Source organism: Pseudomonas sp. N-1-13, assembly GCF_057787095.1.
Map to the genome: position 1 here is coordinate 317,256 of NZ_JBYNRI010000001.1, position 16,219 is coordinate 333,474.

Genomic DNA, 16,219 nt, shown 5'->3' on the forward strand with positions numbered 1-16,219 from the left:
TCAGCCGCCACCCAGCGGCGCGGGATGCGGGTGCATGACCGCGCGCTGACGTTCTTCCTCCAGAAACTTCATGATGATCGGCGCCACAGCCTCGGCCCGGGTAATCAGGAACAGATGGCCGTCGTCGATGATGTGCAGCTGGGCGTTGGGGATGCGCCAGGCCAGCATGCGCATGTTGATCAACGGGATCAGTGGGTCGTCGTCGCCGGCCAGCACCAGGGTCGGCTGGTGGATCTTGTGCAGCCAGTGGATGCTGGTCCAGCCCAGGCCGGCGAACAGTTGCCAGTAATAACCCAGCTTGCCGGCCGAACGCACCTTGGCCGCATGACTGGCCGCCAGGCTGGGGTCGCGGCGGAACGAGCCGCCGTAGATCAGTGGGGCGATACGCATAACGTGGGACGGTTGCACGTAGCGCCGGGGGCTGGCCATCATCCACAGCACTTTCGGTTTGCCCGGCACCATCACTGCGCCAGCGGCGGTGGCCGCCAGCACCAGCTTTTTGCAGCGCTCAGGGTAGTCATGGGCAAATTGCTGGGCCAGGGCGCCGCCCCAGGACACGCCGATCACGTTGACCTGTCCGTAATCGAGGTAATCGAGCATCCGCGCGGTGAGTTTTGCCAGGCCGGGAAAGCGATACGGCCGGCTGGGCGTCGACGAGCCGCCGACGCCGGGAACGTCAAAGGCGATGACTTCCAGGTCCGGGTCCAGGGCCTGGATGAACGGGAACACCAGCTCAAGGTTGGCGCCGATGCCGTTGAAAATCAGCAGGGGCGTCAAATGAGGCTTGCCGGGGCGTACCGCGGTGCGCAAGGTCTGGCCATCCAGATCGACGGTACGGAAGATGTACGGTTGCGGCATGCTTCAAGCCCTGTGGGTTGGGTCGCTGTCTTTCATTTTTCCCCCGATCCCTGTGGGAGCGAGCCTGCTCGCGATAAGGCCGTTGCATTCAACATCACTGTTGCCTGACGCACCGCTATCGCGAGCGGGCTCGCTCCCACATTGGATCTGCTGTTAACGCAAGTTTGCGTTCACCAGCGGCGTGGGCCTTGCATTAATGTCGGCTGTTGACATGCTTTCGTGAGTAACCTCACGGCTGCAACAGACGAGTTGCACCAGTTACCGCTCATGCACATACGTGCCCGGCGCCGCTTCTCCCGCCGGATAAGTCTTGTTGCCCAGCACCGTGGGTGCCTTTTTCAGTTTGCCCGAGCGTTCTGCCTGCCACGCCTGCCAATGCAGCCACCAGGAATCGGTGTGCTTGGTGGAGTTCTCCTGCCAGTCCTCGGCCTTGGCCGGCATGTCCTCGCTGGTCATGTAGCGCGACTTGGGGTTACCTGGTGGGTTGAGGATGCTTTGGATGTGACCGCTGCTCGACAGCACGAATTCCACCTTGCCGCCAAATAGCTGTGCGGATTTGTAGCAGGACTTCCAAGGGGTGATGTGGTCGTTGGTGCCGGCCAGGGAGAAGATGTCGGCGGTGACCTGCTTGAGGTCGATCGGTGTGCCGCACACTTCCAGTGCATTGGGCCGGATCAGCGGGTTGTTCTTGAACATCTCGATGAGGTCGCCATGGAATGCCGCCGGCAGCCGGGTGGTGTCGTTGTTCCAGAACAGAATGTCGAACACCGGCGGCTCGTTGCCCAGCAGATAGTTGTTGACCCAGTAGTTCCAGATCAGATCGTTGGGACGCATCCAGGCGAAGACCTTGGCCATGTCGCGACCTTCAAGCACGCCGGCTTGATAGGAGTGACGCTTGGCCGCCTCCAGGGTCTGCTCGTCGACGAACAGCGCCACGTCGGTGTCCAGGGTGGTGTCGAGCACGCTCACCAGCAGGGTCAGGGCGTTGACCTTCTTCTCGCCCAGAGCGGCGTAATGCCCCAGCAGCGCGGTGCAAGTGATGCCGCCCGAGCAGGCTCCGAGCATGTTCACATCCTTGCTGCCGGTGATGGCCGTGACCACGTCCACCGCTTCCTTGAGTGCCTCGATGTAGGTCGACAGGCCCCACTCGCGCTGCTCCTTGGTGGGGTTGCGCCAGCTGACAATGAACGTCTGCACATTGCTGCGCAGGCAGAAGCGCGCCAGGCTCTTGTCCGGGCTCAGGTCGAAGACGTAGAACTTGTTGATCTGCGGCGGCACCACCAGCAGTGGGCGCTCGTGGACCTGTTCGGTGATGGGGCGGTACTGGATCAACTCCAGCACGTCGTTGCGAAACACCACGGCGCCTTCCGTCACGCCCAGGCTCTTGCCGACTTCGAATGCGCCCATGTCGACCTGGCTCGGCATCCCGCCGTTGTGCACCAGGTCCTTGGCCAGGTGCGAAAGGCCGTCCAGCAGGCTCTTGCCGCCGGTTTCGAAAAAGCGTTTGACCGCCGCCGGGTTGGCTGCCGAATTGGTCGGGGCCATGGCCTCGGTCATCAGGTTGATCACGAAGTGCCCGCGGCTGATGTCCTGGGGCGAAAGGCTGCTCTCGTCGATCCAGGCGTGCAGCTCCTTGCGCCACGCCAGGTAGGTTTGCAGATAGCGTTTGTAGAGCGGGTTCTGGCTCCAGGCCGGGTCGTTGAAGCGACGGTCATCGCCCGCAGGTTGCAGCTCGGATCTGCCGAACAGGACGTTCTTGAGTTCGACGCCGAAATGGGCGACGTGCTTGACGCTGTGCAGCGGTTGTTTGATGGCCTGGGTCAGCACCATTCGGGCAGAGGCCAGCAGATCTTTTCTGCGCAAGCCGACGACAGGATTCAACCCCAGGGTATTTTCCGAGGCTTGGTACTTCAGGTCATCGTTGTTCTTGTTGCTCATCTACGACGCTCCATTGTCCTTCAGACGAGTACCTGGGCCATGCCAGAAAGCCCACAGCCAATGCCAGGTACGCTGCTCGGGTGACCGTTAATTCCGCATCGAGGCAATGAGGAAACGTGTGCAAGGAATTCGCCGATTCCTTTGCAGGGAACTTGCCAGCTCCATTGGTTACCCGAGTTTAATTTTTTTCGCAAGCAGGCCAGTCATTGACGTTGCCGCGGGGGCATTCAAGCAGATGAGTCTAGAAAATTCGCCCTAAAGCGCCAGCCCTTGAGTTAGAGCATCAGCTTGACGACCGACTCGTTCGGGTCGCGGGTTTTTCCGGCCGCCTTGAGTTCGGCAAGATAATCGTTCCACAGGTCCTCCTGGCGTACCGCCAACTGGTACAGGTAGTCCCAGGTGAACAGTCCGCTGTCGTGACCGTCGTCGAAGGTCAATTTCAGTGCGTACTGGCCGGCCGGTTCGACCTTGGTCAGGCCGACGCCGATTTTTCCGTATTGCAGGATCGGTTTGCCGTGGCCCTGGACCTCGGCGGAAGGCGAGTGCACCCGCAGGAATTCGGCGGGCAGGTGATACTCCTCGTCCGGCGCGTATTTGAGCGTCAGGGTCTTGGAGGCTTTGTGCAGGTTGATGGCGCTGGGGAGTTTGGTCATGGCCTCTGATCCGTTTCTGAAGGGAGCCTTGATCTGCAAAAACGACAAAGGTCCATGTGGGAGCGAGCTTGCTCGCGATAGCGGTTTGACAGTCAACGCATTGGTTGAATGATACGCCGCCATCGCGAGCAAGCTCGCTCCCACAGGTCCGAGGAAACCTGTCGGTGACTTACAGGATATACCGCGACAGGTCTTCGTTCTCTGCCAATTCACCCAGGTGGCTGTTGACGTACTCGGCATCGATGAGGATCGGCGCTTCGTTATGGGCGCTGGCCAGGTCGCCGGCACTGAACGAGACTTCCTCGAGCAGGCGTTCGAGCAGGGTGTGCAGGCGCCGGGCACCGATGTTCTCGGTCTTCTCGTTGACCTGCCAGGCGATCTGCGCCAGGCGCTTGATGCCTTCCGGCGCGAACTCGATGTTCAGGCCTTCGGTCTTGAGCAGGGCGCAATACTGTTCGGTCAGGGACGCGTGGGGTTCGCTCAGGATGCGTTCGAAGTCTTCCGGCGTCAGGGCCTTGAGCTCGACGCGGATCGGCAGGCGACCTTGCAGCTCGGGCACCAGGTCGCTGGGCTTGCTCAGGTGGAACGCACCGGAGGCGATGAACAGGATGTGGTCGGTCTTGACCATGCCCAGCTTGGTGTTGACCGTGCAGCCTTCGATCAGTGGCAGCAGGTCGCGTTGCACGCCTTCGCGGGACACGTCGGCGCCGCCGACATTGCCGCGCTTGGCGACCTTGTCGATTTCGTCGATGAACACAATGCCGTGCTGCTCGACGGCCTCCAGGGCCTTGGCCTTCAACTCTTCTTCGTTGACCAGGCGACTGGCTTCTTCATCGCGAACCAGTTTCAGCGCTTCCTTGACCTTGAGCTTGCGGTTCTTGCGCTTGCCCTTGCCCATGTTGGCGAACAGGCTTTGCAATTGATTGGTCATTTCCTCCATGCCGGGCGGCGCGGAGATGTCGACGCCGGCCATTTCGGCCACTTCGATCTCGATTTCCTTGTCGTCGAGCTGGCCTTCGCGCAGGCGCTTGCGGAACAGCTGGCGAGTGTTGGAATCCTGGGTCGCAGCGGATTCGGCGTTGAAGCCCATGCGCGCTGGCGGCAGCAGCGCGTCGAGGATGCGCTCTTCGGCAGCATCTTCGGCACGGTGACGAACCTTGGTGATTTCCTGTTCGCGCAGCAACTTGATGGCGGCATCGGCCAGGTCGCGGATGATCGATTCGACGTCGCGACCGACATAACCGACTTCGGTGAACTTGGTGGCTTCGACCTTGATGAACGGCGCGTTGGCCAGTTTGGCCAGGCGACGGGCGATTTCGGTTTTACCGACACCGGTCGGGCCGATCATCAGGATGTTCTTGGGGGTCACTTCGACGCGCAGCTCTTCAGGCAGCTGCATCCGACGCCAGCGGTTACGCAAGGCGATGGCGACGGCGCGCTTGGCATCGTCCTGGCCGATGATGTGGCGGTTGAGTTCGTGGACGATTTCGCGGGGAGTCATGGACATAGTATTTGGCGGTCCTCAAGCAGGAATGAGCCGTGGCACAGGGCCAGGCTTATTCCGCGAGATCCTGCTCCTCAATGGTCTGGGTGTGGTTGGTGAAGACGCAGATGTCGCCGGCGATGCCCAAGGCAGTCTCGACGATTTCGCGGGCCGACAGATCGGTCTTTTTCAACAGGGCGCTGGCTGCGGCCTGGGCGTAGGCGCCGCCGGAACCCATGGCGATCAGGCCATCCTCGGGTTCAACGACGTCACCGTTACCGGTAATGATCAGCGAGGCGTCCTTGTTGGCGACCGCGAGCATGGCTTCGAGGCGGCTCAGGGAGCGGTCGGTACGCCATTCCTTGGCCAGTTCCACGGCGGCACGCACCAGATGGCCCTGATGTTTCTCAAGCTGGCCTTCGAAACGCTCAAACAGGGTGAAAGCATCGGCGGTGGCCCCGGCGAAGCCGGCGATGACCTGGCCGTGGTACAGGCGGCGGACTTTCTTCGCATTGCCTTTCATCACGGTGTTGCCTAGTGAAACCTGGCCGTCGCCGCCCATGACGACTTTGCCATGACGGCGGACTGAAACGATGGTGGTCAAGGGAAGAGTCTCCACGCAGCGGGGCGAAAATGCCCGGATGGAACTCATATGGGGGTGGCGTGGGTTTTTTCAACTGTGGAGTGGGAGAGGGGACGAGTGGCTTGTTTTGCTTTGAGGGCTGATCACGGCCCCTGTGGCGAGGGGATTTATCCCCGCTGGGGCGCGCAGCGCCCCTAAGATCTGCGACGCGGTATGGCAGGTCTATCGCATCAAGCCTTTAGGGGCTGCTGCGCAGCCCAGCGGGGATAAATCCCCTCGCCACAGGGCTGCGTTCACCTGCTTCAGCGGCTCTGGCGCTGTTGTAACAACAGGTTGCTGAAACCGCTGCCGGCCAATTGTTTTTGGGCTTTTGTCAGTTCTTCGCGGTTGCTGAACGGACCGACCAGCACCCGATACCAGGTTTCTTCCTTCACCGTGCCGGACTCCACCGCCACGGACTGGCCCAGCAGAATGATCTGCGCGCGTACCTTGTCGGCGTCGGCTTCCTTGCGGAACGAGCCGGCCTGCAGGAAGAACTTCGTCACCGGAGCGGCTTTCTGCACGGGCGGAGCCGGCGGCGGCGTGATGCCGGCCAGGGCTGCCTGAGCGCGAGCGGTGTCGATCTTCGCCGCTTCGGCCGGAGTTACCGGCGTGGTGGGCACCTGTGGCGTCGGCAGGGTTTTCTCCGGCACGGCATCGGGCGGCACGATGACTTCCGATTCCGGCAGCAGGGTGTAGAAGTCGTACTTGGGCTTGACCGGTTGCGTCGGGCTCGGCGGGGTCTTGTTGGCCTCGGCGATGCGCGTGGCTTTCTGTTGCTCTTGGCGCACGCGCTTGACGTCATCGCCCTGGCCCGGCTCCAGCTTCATCAGAAACACAATGAAAGCGCCGACGGTCAGGCCGATAGCCATCCACAACCAGCCGGGAATCGGCTGTTTGGCTGGGGGCTGGTAACGACTGGCGCCGCGTTTGGGTGCAGGTTTTTTCTTGGCGGCCAACTTACATGCGCTCCAGCGTTTCCAGGCCCAGCAGTTCCAGACCTTGCTTGAGGGTGCGCCCGGTCAGTGCGGCGAGGCGCAGGCGACTCTGCATTTGCTCTGGCGTTTCGGCGTTGAGGATCGGGCAGTTCTCGTAGAAGCTGGAGAACAGACCGGCCACATCGTACAGGTACGCGCACAGGGTGTGTGGGGTGCCTTTGTCTGCGACGTTGTTCAGCACTTCGCCGAACTGCGCCAGTTTCGCCGCCAGCTCCTGTTCTTGAGCGGCTTCAAGCACGATCTGCCCGTCCACTTCATTGAAGCCCTTGCCGAGCTTGCGGAACACCCCGGCCACACGGGTGTAGGCGTACAGCAGGTAGGGCGCGGTGTTGCCTTCGAAGTTGAGCATCAGGTCGAAGTTGAAGCTGTAGTCGCTGGTGCGGTGCTTGGACAGGTCGGCGTATTTCACCGCGTCGATGCCCACCACCTTGGCGATCTTGCGCAGTTCGTCCTCGGCCAGGTCCGGGTTCTTGCCCTTGACCAGGGTGTAGGCGCGATCCTGGGCTTCGGTCAGCAGGTCGATCAGTTTCACCGTGCCGCCGTCGCGGGTCTTGAACGGACGGCCGTCGGCGCCGTTCATGGTGCCGAAGCCCATGTGTTCCATCTCCATCGGACGGGTCACGAAACCGGCCTGGCGTGCGACTTCGAACACTTGCTGGAAGTGCAGGGCCTGGCGCTGGTCGACGAAATACAGCACTCGATCGGCCTTGAGCACGTTGTTGCGGTAGCGCACGGCCGCCAGGTCGGTGGTGGCGTAGAGGTAGCCGCCGTCAGCCTTGACGATTATCACCGGCAGCGGCTCACCGTCAGCGGTCTTGAACTGCTCGAGGAATACGCACTGGGCGCCGTTGCTTTCCACCAGCATGCCCTTGGCCTTGAGGTCGTTGACCACGTTGATCAGGTCATCGTTGTAGGCGCTTTCGCCCATCACGTCGGCCATGGTCAATTTGACGTTCAGCAGCTCGTAGATTTTCTGGCAGTGGGACAGGGAGATGTCCTTGAACTTGCTCCACAGCGCCAGGCACTCGGCATCGCCGGCCTGCAGCTTGACCACCAGGCCACGGGCGCGGTCAGCAAATTCGGGCGACTCGTCGAAGCGTTGCTTGGCGGCGCGGTAGAAGTTCTCCAGGTCCGACAGCTCATCGCTGGTGATCGGGTTTTCCTGCAGGTAGGCCATCAGCATGCCGAACTGGGTGCCCCAGTCGCCGACGTGGTTCTGGCGGATCACCGTGTCGCCGAGAAACTCCAGTACCCGGGCCACGCCGTCACCAATGATGGTCGAGCGCAGATGGCCGACATGCATTTCCTTGGCGAGGTTGGGGGCCGAAAGGTCGACCACGGTGCGTTGCAGCGGACCGGCCTTGCGCACGCCGATGCGTTCGTCGGCCAGGGCCGCGTCCAGGCGTGAGGCCAGGGCCTGGGTGTTCTGGAAGAAATTGATGAAGCCTGGGCCGGCAATGTCAGCCTTGCTGACGTTTTCGTCAGCCGGCAGCGCGGCGATGATCTTTTCGGCCAGGTCCCGCGGTTTCATGCCGGCCGGTTTGGCGAGCATCATCGCGATGTTGCTGGCGAAATCGCCGTGGGTCTTGTCACGGGTGTTTTCGACCTGAATCGCCGGCGACAGGCCTTCTGGCAGCACACCTTCAGCGACGAGTTGGGCGATGGCTTGCTGGATGAGCTGGCGAATGGTGTCTTTCATGGTCTTCTCTTTCAACCGCAGGCGCGGCGGCGCTTCGATGCGCTGGTGGAAAAACTGGGCATTATCCGTGGCGAAGGCAAGCTTGCCAACTGTAGCGGGTCGGGTGGGGATGTGTGGTGGCTATTCGGGCCTCATCGCGAGCAGGCTCGCTCCCACAGGAAATTGCATTCCAATGTGGGAGCGAGCCTGCTCGCGATGAGGATGTCTGGATCAATACAAATCCACCGGATCCACATCCAGCGACCAGCGCACCGCCCGCCCGCTGGGCATCTGCTCCAGCGCCAGCAGCCAGGTACTTAATAGCCGATGCAAAGGGGCCCGGGCATTGGCCTGTAGTAGAAGTTGAGCCCTGTAACGCCCGGCCCGTCGTTCCATCGGAGCCGGTACCGGGCCCAATAGTTCGATGCCGGTGAGGTTCTGTTGCCCCAGCAAGCGTTCGGCCTCGCTGCAGGCTTCGTCAAGGAACGCTTCGGCCTGCCCGGGCTTATGGGCTTCGGCCCGCAACAATGCCAGGTGAGCAAACGGCGGCAGGCCGGCGCCGCGACGCTCGCTCAAGGCCTGCTCGGCGAAGGCGAAGTAGCCTTGTTCGGTCAGTTGTATCAGCAGCGGATGGTCGGCCAGGTGGGTCTGGATAATTACCTTGCCCGGCTCCTCGGCCCGTCCGGCCCGGCCTGCGACCTGAACGATCAACTGCGCCATGCGCTCGCTGGCACGGAAGTCGCCGGAGAACAGTCCGCCGTCGGCATCAAGGATCGACACCAGCGTGACCCGAGGAAAGTGATGCCCCTTGGCGAGCATCTGCGTGCCCACCAGGATGCACGGCTGGCCTTTCTGAATGGTAGCGAACAACTGATTCATGGCGTCCTTGCGCGAAGTGCTGTCGCGATCGACCCGCAGTACCGGGTAATCGGGAAACAGGATGCCCAGCCGTTCTTCGGCGCGTTCGGTGCCGGCCCCCACCGGGCGCAGGTCCACTTTGCCGCACTGCGGGCAGTGCCTCGGCACTCGTTCGGCGTGGCCGCAATGATGGCAGCGCAGCTCGCCGTGGCGTTGGTGCACGGTCATGCGTGCGTCGCAGCGTTCGCAGCCCGACATCCAGCCGCAGTCATGGCACAGCAGGGTCGGGGCGAAACCCCGGCGGTTGAGGAACACCAAGACCTGTTGCCCGGCGGCCAGGGTCTGGCCGATGGCTTGTTGCATCGGCCCGGAAATGCCGCTGTCCAGCGGACGACTTTTTACATCCAGGCGCAGAAACCGTGGCTGCTTGGCGCCGCCGGCCCGTTCGTTCAGGCGCAGGAGCCCGTAACGTCCGGTGTAGGCGTTGTGCAGGCTTTCCAGGGACGGCGTGGCTGAACCGAGAACAATGGGAATGTTTTCCTGGCGCGCCCGCACCAGTGCCAGATCGCGGGCGTGGTAGCGCAGGCCTTCCTGCTGCTTATAAGAGCCGTCATGTTCTTCGTCGATGATGATCAGGCCGGGGTTTTTCATCGGTGTGAACAGGGCCGAGCGGGTGCCGATGATGATGTCGGCCTCACCGTCCCGGGCGGCGAGCCAGGCTTCCAGGCGTTCTCGGTCGTTGACCGCCGAATGCACCAGGGCGATCCGCGCGTTGAACCGTTGTTCGAAGCGCGCCAGGGTCTGTGGCCCAAGGTTGATTTCCGGAATCAGCACCAGGGCCTGCTTGCCGGCTTCCAGGGTCTGGCGGATCAGTTGCAGATAGACCTCGGTCTTGCCGCTGCCGGTGACGCCGGCCAGCAAGAAGGCGTGATAGCTGTCGAAACCGGCGCGAATCGCCTCGCAGGCGGCCCGCTGTTCGGCATTGAGCGGCAGTTCCGGCTGGGCCAGCCAATGCTCATGGCGAACACCCGGAGCGTGCCGGCGGATGTCTACCTGGACCAGGTCTTTGGCCAGCAGCAGGTCGAGGCTGTCCTTGCTGAGTATCAGTTTGCTCAATAGCTGATGGGCCACGCCGTGGGGATGCTGGGCCAGGGTCGCCAGGGCCTCACGCTGACGCGGGGCGCGGGCGATGCGCGGGTCGTCCAGCGAGGCGCCCGGTGTTACCGACCAGAACCGCTCCTGGCGTGCCTCGGCCGGTTCGCCCTGGCGCAACAATACCGGCAGCGCCCAGCTCAGGGTGTCGCCGAGGCTGTGTTGATAGTACTGGGAGGTCCACAGGCACAGCTTGAACAGCGAGGCGGGCAGCGGCGGCGTCGCATCGAGCAAGGCCAGGGCCGGCTTCAGTTTGTCGGCCGGGACTTCGCTGTGGTCGGCGACCTCGACCAGAATCCCGATCATCTCCCGTCGGCCGAACGGCACCCGCAGGCGCATGCCCGGATGCAACTGCTCACGCAGGACTCCGGCCGGGGCCCGGTAGTCGAACAGGCGGCGCAGAGGCGAAGGCAGGGCGAGGCGCAGGATGGCGTCGGGCACGCGGGAGGGTCTCGATATACAGACAAATTCAGAAGGCTTGGCACAACCCTTGTGGGAGCGAGCCTGCTCGCGATGGCGGAGTGTCAACCAATACCCATGCGGCTGATCCACCGCCATCGCGAGCAGGCTCGCTCCCACAGAAGAGCTTGCGCATGAGGCGGGGAGCCTAGCAGACGGTTGGTACAAGTCATAGCTTGCGTGATTGATGTTGTCTGGTAGAATCCGCGGCCTAATTACGTGCGGTATTCAACAATAGTGTTGGGTGGCGGCACGCTAGCCTGAGGAAAACCCCATGAAAACCGATATCCATCCGGAATACCCAGAAATTGCCGTGACCTGCAGCTGCGGCAATAAGTTCGAAACTCGTTCGACCTACGGCAAAGCCCTGTCGATCGACGTTTGCAACGAATGCCACCCGTTCTACACCGGTAAGCAAAAGACTCTGGATACCGGCGGCCGCGTTCAGAAGTTCGCCGATCGTTTCGGTGCTTTTGGCGCTACCAAAAAAGCCTGAGGCTAATCATTTTGGATGGTCGTTTCGGCTGCTCCAGACTGATGAAGAAGGCGTCCCTTGCGGGCGCCTTTTTTGTGTCCGCGATTTGGCTGAGCAGCGCGCAGGCCTTCTGCCCGGCGCCACCTGGCCTGGCCCATGTGACGGTCCAGAAGGTGGTGGACGGCGATACCCTGCGCCTGGCTGATGGCCGCAGCGTGCGCATGATCGGTCTCAACAGTCCTGAACTGGGGCGTCGAGGGCGTTCCGATGAGCCGTTCGCCGTCGCTGCACGCCGGCGCCTTGAGTCATTGGTGGGCGCCAGTGCGGGGCGCGTGGGGTTGCTGCCCGGCAAGGAAGACAAGGATCGCTACGGTCGCACGCTGGCCCATGTCTACAGCGCCGACGGTCAGAATCTGGAAGCGCAGTTGCTCGCCGAGGGCTTGGGATTTCACGTGGTGGTCGCGCCGAATGTCGATCTGGCGCATTGTCAGCGCGCTGCCGAACGCCAGGCGCGGGAAGCGGGCGTCGGGGTGTGGAAGCGTTCGCCTGTGCTTGAGGCGCACAATATCAAGGCACCAGGCTTTGCCGTGCTCACTGGCCGCGTGATCGACGTCTCGCGCAATCGCGGCGGTATTTGGCTCCAGTTGGAGGGGCCGGTTGTATTGCGCGTTGCCCCCAATCTGGTGAGTCACTTCGATATGGCGTCGCTCGAGCGACTCAAAGGCAAGCGGATCGAAGCGCGTGGCTGGGTGGTCGACCGTTCGCGTCGCGGCGGGCTTGAGCCGGGGCAGGCGCGCTGGTTACTGCCGTTGACCGATTCAGGGATGTTGAGTCGCGCGTCTCGATAAAAAATTGTAGACATTTATGCTTCGGATTGTATGCATGTAGGCCTTGTGTTCTGCGGCTCTTGGCCCAAAGTCGTAGGGGGGCGCGCTTGACAGGGGTGACTGGTCAGTCTTGTAGGGACTTTGCGAGGCGCGTATCCTCGGCGGTCCGTCTGTCCAACACAGTAAAAAGCGGAATGCCCACATGTCTGATCTGAAAACTGCCGCTCTCGAATATCACGCTAATCCTCGTCCAGGGAAGCTGAGTGTCGAGCTCACCAAGGCCACCGCTACTGCCCGCGATCTGTCGCTGGCCTACAGCCCCGGCGTAGCCGAACCAGTACGCGAAATCGCTCGCGACCCTGAGCTGGCCTACAAATACACCGGCAAGGGCAACCTGGTGGCAGTCATTTCCGACGGCACCGCGATTCTCGGCCTGGGTAACCTCGGCCCATTGGCCTCCAAGCCGGTCATGGAAGGCAAGGGCGTTTTGTTCAAGCGTTTCGCCGGTATTGACGTGTTCGACATCGAAGTCGACTCCGAAAGCCCGCAAGCCTTCATCGACACCGTCAAGCGTATCTCCATTACCTTCGGTGGCATCAACCTGGAAGACATCAAGGCGCCTGAGTGCTTTGAGATCGAACGTGCCCTGATCGAGCAGTGCGACATTCCAGTGTTCCACGATGACCAGCACGGCACCGCGATCGTGACCGCGGCCGGTATGATCAATGCCCTGGAAATCGCTGGCAAAACCCTGCCACAAGCCAAGATCGTCTGCCTGGGTGCCGGCGCTGCGGCCATCTCCTGCATGAAGTTGCTGGTGAGCATGGGCGCCAAGATCGAAAACATCTTCATGGTTGACCGTACCGGCGTGATCCATTCCGGCCGTGACGACCTGAACCAGTACAAGGCCGTGTTTGCCCACGCCACTGACAAGCGCTCCCTGGCCGACGCGCTGGACGGTGCCGACGTATTCGTTGGCCTGTCGGGTCCGAACCTGCTGAGCCCGGAAAACCTGCTGCGCATGGCGCCGAACCCGATCGTGTTCGCCTGCTCGAACCCGGATCCGGAAATCTCCCCGGAACTGGCTCACGCTACCCGCAGCGACGTGATCATGGCCACCGGCCGTTCGGACTACCCGAACCAGGTCAACAACGTACTGGGCTTCCCGTTCATTTTCCGTGGTGCCCTGGACGTTCGCGCCAAGCGCATCAACGAAGAAATGAAAGTCGCGGCCGCCAACGCCCTGCGCGAACTGGCCAAGCTGCCAGTGCCTCAGGAAGTGTGCGATGCCTACGGCGGCATCAAGCTGGAATTTGGTCGTGAGTACATCATTCCCAAGCCAATGGATGCCCGCCTGATCACCCTGATCTCCGACGCCGTGGCCAAGGCCGCGATCGAGACCGGCGTGGCTACCCTGCCGTATCCGAAGAACTACCCGCTCAAGAGCGTGGATGACGTGTTCAACGGTTAAGCCGTTGTAGCGTTCAATAAAAAGCCCCGGCTCTCTTTGAGTCGGGGCTTTTTTGTACCTGCCGATTTTGTGTGACCACCGCAAATCCTGTGGGAGCCGAGCTTGCTCGCGATTGCAGTCTGGTATTCAACATGGATGCAAGCTGACCTGCCGCCATCGCGAGCAAGCTCGGCTCCTACAGGGGAGTGTGTAATTTGAGGGCCTGAAAAAAGCCCCGCGCTTCTTTCGAAGGCGGGGCTTTTTGCGAGAGGCCCGATCAGAACAAATCGATCGGCGCCGCCTCATCCGCCGGTAGCGGGCTGCCTGGCGCTACGCCGTTGCCCAGCTCGTTGACTGACGGTGGGGTGTCTTCGCTCTTGAACAGCTCGAAGTACGCTCCCGGAGTGCCTGGGGTGGCTGCTCGGCCGCTGACCGGGTCAACCCGCAGGCTGAGGATGCCTTCGGGTTCCGGTTGGGTGTGTGGCGGTTTGTCCTTGAGGGCAGCGCCCATGTAACTCATCCAGATCGGCAGCGCGACGGTGCCGCCATATTCGCGCCGACCGAGGCTTTCAGGCTGGTCGAACCCGGTCCAGACGGTGGTGACGTAATCGCCGTTGTAGCCCGAGAACCAGGCGTCCTTGGATTCGTTCGTGGTGCCGGTCTTGCCGGCCAGGTCGGTACGGCCCAGGGCCAGGGCGCGGCGGCCGGTGCCGAGCTTGATCACGTCCTGCAGCATGCTGTTGAGAATGTAGGTGGTGCGGCCATCGATGATGCGCTCGGCGATGACCGGCGCTTGCGGTACGGCTGGCGCTGTCGTGGCTTCACCTGGTGTTGCCTCTACCGTGAACGTCTCGCTGGCCGGTGCGGCGACGCCGTCGCTGGCCTGTTCGCCTGAAGGCACCCGTGGTGGGTTGGCGAGGAACAACGTGTCGCCGTTGCGGCTTTCGATCTTGTCGATGAGGTACGGGGTGACTTTGTATCCGCCATTGGCGAACGTGCTCCAGCCCGTGGCGATTTCCATCGGGGTCAGGGTTGCGGTGCCCAGGGCCAGGGACAGGTTGCGCGGCAAGTCCTGCTTGTTGAAGCCGAACTTGCTGATGTAGTCGATGGTACGGTCCACACCCAGCGCCTGCAGCAAACGGATCGATACCAGGTTACGCGACTTGTACAGCGCTTCGCGCATGCGGATCGGACCCAGGAAGGTATTGGTGTCGTTCTTCGGGCGCCAGACCTTGTCCAGGTATTCGTCGACAAACACGATCGGTGCGTCGTTCACCAGGCTGGCGGCGGTGTAGCCGTTATCCAGGGCGGCGCTGTACACGAACGGTTTGAAGCTTGAACCCGGCTGGCGCTTGGCCTGCATCGCGCGATTGTAATTGCTCTGCTCGAAGGCGAAGCCGCCGACCAGCGACCGGATGGCGCCGTCCTGCGGGTCAAGCGACACCAGGGCGCCTTGGGCGGCCGGGATCTGGCTGAACTTGAGGGTGTTGTCCGGCTGGCGCTGTACCCGGATCAGATCACCGACCTGGGCGACGTCCGACGGTTGGCGGGGGTTGGCGCCCATGCTGTTGGTGTTGAGGAATGGGCGGGCCCATTTCATGGTCTCCCAGCTCACGTGCTCTTCCAGCTCGCCATTGCGGGTCAGCACCATGATGCCGTCCTTGTCCACCTGGGTGACGATCGCCGGTTCCAGGCTGCTGATGGTGCGCTGCTTGGTCAATTCCTCGGCCCAGGCTTCTTTGGTCTTGCCTGGCAGGCGCGATTCAGGCCCGCGGTAGCCGTGGCGCTGATCGTAGGTGATCAGGCCCTCGTGCAGCGCGGTGTTGGCCATCTCCTGCAGATTGCTCGGCACCGTGGTGACCACGCGGAAACCCTCGGTGTAGGCGTCGCTGCCATAACGCCCAACCATCTCGGCACGGGCCATTTCGGCGATGTACGGCGCGTTCACCTCGGGGGTCGGCACGTGGTAGCTGGCGTTCAGAGGCTCATTGATCGCTGCGGTGTATTCGGCCTCGCTGATCTTGCCCAGCTTGTACATGCGCCCCAGGATCCAGTCGCGACGTTCCTTGCTGCGCGCCGGGTTGGCCAGTGGATTGAAGCGCGACGGTGCCTTGGGCAGGCCGGCGATCATCGCCATTTGCGCCAGGCTCACATCACGAATCGACTTGCCGTAATACACCTGCGCCGCCGCCTCGATACCGTAGGCGCGGTTGCCCAGGTAGATCTTGTTGACGTACAGCTCCAGGATCTCGTCCTTGGTCAGCTGTCGCTCGATTTGCAGGGCCAGGAGGATCTCGGTGGTCTTGCGCGAGAAGCTGCGCTCACTGGTCAGGAAGAAGTTTTTCGCCACCTGCATGGTGATGGTGCTGCCACCGGACTGGATATGGCCGCTTTTGATCAGCTGGCTGGCCGCCCGCATCAGGCTGCCCGGATCGACGCCGTAGTGATTGGCGAAGTTGTCGTCTTCAGCACTTAGTAACGCATTGATGAAATTGGGGGGAATGTCGGCGAAACGGATCGGCGTGCGGCGCATTTCGCCAAACTCTGCGATCAACTTGTCGTCGCTGCTGTACACCCGCAATGGAATCTGCAACTGAATACTTCTCAGCGCCTCCACGGACGGCAATCCCGGACTAAGGTAAAGAAACGCACCGCTCAGACCCAGGAGCAGTCCGCAGAAAACGGCGAGGATGGACCATCCGAAAAATTTCAGCAGACGAATCAAGGCTTTTGGATATCCAGGCAAAGAATGAAAAGGCGCCAGGTGC

At 62.0% G+C, this 16,219-nt stretch carries 12 protein-coding genes; 3 read left to right on the forward strand and 9 right to left on the reverse strand.

The genetic code is table 11. The annotated features are described in order from the left end of the window. The 8 genes from phaZ to AC3I65_RS01535 all read right to left on the reverse strand — a co-directional run bounded on the left by phaZ (position 1) and on the right by AC3I65_RS01535 (position 10,681). Positions 1–858: a poly(3-hydroxyalkanoate) depolymerase gene (gene phaZ / locus AC3I65_RS01500; protein ID WP_047225979.1), complete on the reverse strand. Its 858-nt coding sequence runs from the start codon at positions 856–858 to the stop codon at positions 1–3. Between the two features lie 258 nt (positions 859–1,116). Next, positions 1,117–2,796, reverse strand: a complete 1,680-nt coding sequence (gene phaC, locus AC3I65_RS01505) for a class II poly(R)-hydroxyalkanoic acid synthase (protein WP_274090494.1) — start codon at positions 2,794–2,796, stop codon at positions 1,117–1,119. A gap of 275 nt (positions 2,797–3,071) precedes the next feature. Next, positions 3,072–3,449, reverse strand: a complete 378-nt coding sequence (locus tag AC3I65_RS01510; protein ID WP_047225977.1) for a gamma-butyrobetaine hydroxylase family protein — start codon at positions 3,447–3,449, stop codon at positions 3,072–3,074. A gap of 169 nt (positions 3,450–3,618) precedes the next feature. Further along, complete coding sequence (gene hslU, locus AC3I65_RS01515; RefSeq protein WP_047225976.1) at positions 3,619–4,956, reverse strand: ATP-dependent protease ATPase subunit HslU; 1,338 nt, start codon at positions 4,954–4,956, stop codon at positions 3,619–3,621. Between the two features lie 49 nt (positions 4,957–5,005). After that, positions 5,006–5,536, reverse strand: coding sequence for an ATP-dependent protease subunit HslV (gene hslV, locus AC3I65_RS01520; protein WP_003186641.1), 531 nt, complete (start codon positions 5,534–5,536; stop codon positions 5,006–5,008). Between the two features lie 281 nt (positions 5,537–5,817). Beyond that, positions 5,818–6,513 (reverse strand): SPOR domain-containing protein, encoded by a 696-nt coding sequence (locus AC3I65_RS01525; RefSeq protein ID WP_047225975.1) that lies wholly within the window; start codon positions 6,511–6,513, stop codon positions 5,818–5,820. Position 6,514: 1 nt separating this feature from the next. Beyond that, positions 6,515–8,251, reverse strand: a complete 1,737-nt coding sequence (gene argS / locus AC3I65_RS01530; RefSeq protein ID WP_488523414.1) for an arginine--tRNA ligase — start codon at positions 8,249–8,251, stop codon at positions 6,515–6,517. 210 nt (positions 8,252–8,461) lie between these two features. Beyond that, positions 8,462–10,681 (reverse strand): primosomal protein N', encoded by a 2,220-nt coding sequence (locus AC3I65_RS01535; RefSeq protein ID WP_488523415.1) that lies wholly within the window; start codon positions 10,679–10,681, stop codon positions 8,462–8,464. A 292-nt stretch (positions 10,682–10,973) separates the two neighbouring features. Between AC3I65_RS01535 and rpmE the strand changes: the two genes are divergently transcribed. The 3 genes from rpmE to AC3I65_RS01550 all read left to right on the forward strand — a co-directional run bounded on the left by rpmE (position 10,974) and on the right by AC3I65_RS01550 (position 13,472). After that, positions 10,974–11,195: a 50S ribosomal protein L31 gene (gene rpmE / locus AC3I65_RS01540; protein WP_047225972.1), complete on the forward strand. Its 222-nt coding sequence runs from the start codon at positions 10,974–10,976 to the stop codon at positions 11,193–11,195. A 41-nt stretch (positions 11,196–11,236) separates the two neighbouring features. Further along, positions 11,237–12,022: a thermonuclease family protein gene (locus tag AC3I65_RS01545; protein ID WP_322834304.1), complete on the forward strand. Its 786-nt coding sequence runs from the start codon at positions 11,237–11,239 to the stop codon at positions 12,020–12,022. A gap of 181 nt (positions 12,023–12,203) precedes the next feature. Then, positions 12,204–13,472 (forward strand): malic enzyme-like NAD(P)-binding protein, encoded by a 1,269-nt coding sequence (locus AC3I65_RS01550; protein WP_047225970.1) that lies wholly within the window; start codon positions 12,204–12,206, stop codon positions 13,470–13,472. 256 nt (positions 13,473–13,728) lie between these two features. Here AC3I65_RS01550 and AC3I65_RS01555 read toward each other — a convergent pair whose 3' ends face one another. Then, positions 13,729–16,173: a penicillin-binding protein 1A gene (locus AC3I65_RS01555; protein ID WP_173407570.1), complete on the reverse strand. Its 2,445-nt coding sequence runs from the start codon at positions 16,171–16,173 to the stop codon at positions 13,729–13,731. Between the last annotated feature and the right edge of the window lie 46 nt (positions 16,174–16,219).

Bases quoted from the DNA above. Each gene is read 5' to 3' on its own strand.
- phaZ (WP_047225979.1), bottom strand. From the start codon at position 858: ATGCCGCAACCGTACATCTTCCGTACCGTCGATCTGGATGGCCAGACC.
- phaC (WP_274090494.1), bottom strand. From the start codon at position 2,796: ATGAGCAACAAGAACAACGATGACCTGAAGTACCAAGCCTCGGAAAAT.
- AC3I65_RS01510 (WP_047225977.1), bottom strand. From the start codon at position 3,449: ATGACCAAACTCCCCAGCGCCATCAACCTGCACAAAGCCTCCAAGACC.
- hslU (WP_047225976.1), bottom strand. From the start codon at position 4,956: ATGTCCATGACTCCCCGCGAAATCGTCCACGAACTCAACCGCCACATC.
- argS (WP_488523414.1), bottom strand. From the start codon at position 8,251: ATGAAAGACACCATTCGCCAGCTCATCCAGCAAGCCATCGCCCAACTC.
- rpmE (WP_047225972.1), top strand. From the start codon at position 10,974: ATGAAAACCGATATCCATCCGGAATACCCAGAAATTGCCGTGACCTGC.
- AC3I65_RS01545 (WP_322834304.1), top strand. From the start codon at position 11,237: ATGAAGAAGGCGTCCCTTGCGGGCGCCTTTTTTGTGTCCGCGATTTGG.
- AC3I65_RS01550 (WP_047225970.1), top strand. From the start codon at position 12,204: ATGTCTGATCTGAAAACTGCCGCTCTCGAATATCACGCTAATCCTCGT.